At 37.5% G+C, this 1,107-nt stretch carries 1 protein-coding gene; it reads left to right on the top strand.

The genetic code is table 11. The annotated features are described in order from the left end of the window. Window positions 1-1,107, top strand: a 1,107-nt coding sequence (locus ADH81_RS00350) for an SspB-related isopeptide-forming adhesin (RefSeq protein ID WP_049525689.1), incomplete at both ends; no start/stop codon positions are given.

Below are 1,107 nucleotides of genomic sequence, written 5' to 3'. Positions count from 1 at the left end.
GATGGAACAGCTAAAGTTCTTATCGCGACTGTAGGCGACATTGCGGATAAAGAATTTAACAACCGTGTTACACCTCCAGAAACTCCTGAGTTCAATCCAGAGAAATATATTCTTAATGAAGAGAAATTTGATATCACTGGAAATAAACTCCTTGATGATGATAAAGAGTTGACTGATAAAGTAACTGATACCAACAAAGATCCATACGTGGACAAAGTTGATAATAATGAAAAGCAAAATATCAATACTCAAACGCTCCATAAGGGTGATAAGGTTGTTTACCAAGTATGGTTAGATACAACTAAATTCACTGAAACTCACAATATTCAATCTGTTGGTATTACAGATAAATATGACAGCGAAAACTTGGATGTTAACGTATCTGAAATTAAGGCTTATGATTCAGTAACTGGTGAAGATGTAACAGCTAAGTTTGATATCTCAATTGTGAATGGTGTCATTACTGCTACATCTAAGGCTGACTTGACTAAGTCACTTGGAGATGCAGAAAATACTCAAGTAATCGACACTGCTAAATTAGCATTTGGACGTTACTACAAGTTTGATATTCCAGCACGTATCAAGGGAACTGCTAAAGAAGGTGTAGATATTGAAAATACAGCTTCTCAAATTGTTCACCAATATGATCCAACTAAGAAATCAGTTGAAAAACCAGAAAAACCAACTGAAAAACGTGTTGTTAATATTCCAGTGAAAGTTGAATTCAACTTCACGAAGAAATTGGAAGGTCGTGCGTTGAAGGCTGGTGAATTCAGCTTCGTATTGAAAGACAAAGATGGTAACGTGATTGAAACCGTAAGCAATGATGCTGAAGGTAAGATTAAGTTCTCAGCTCTTGAATTCAAACGTGGTCAAGAAGGTACTTATATCTATCATGTAGAAGAAGTGAAAGGTACAGAGGCTGGAGTTGAGTACGATAAGATGGTAGCGACTGTTGGAGTTACTGTAACTAAGGATGGTAAAGTGTTGACTCTTACTTCACAAATGCCTGAAGATACTGAGTTTAACAACAAGGTAACACCGCCAACACCACCAACACCACCAACACCACCAACACCACCAACACCACCAACACCACCAACACCA

The organism is Streptococcus pseudopneumoniae (assembly GCF_001072925.1).
Lineage (GTDB): Bacteria > Bacillota > Bacilli > Lactobacillales > Streptococcaceae > Streptococcus > Streptococcus pseudopneumoniae_Q.
Note: the sequence above shows the minus strand (reverse complement) of the source record. Positions and strands in the feature narration are given on the sequence as shown.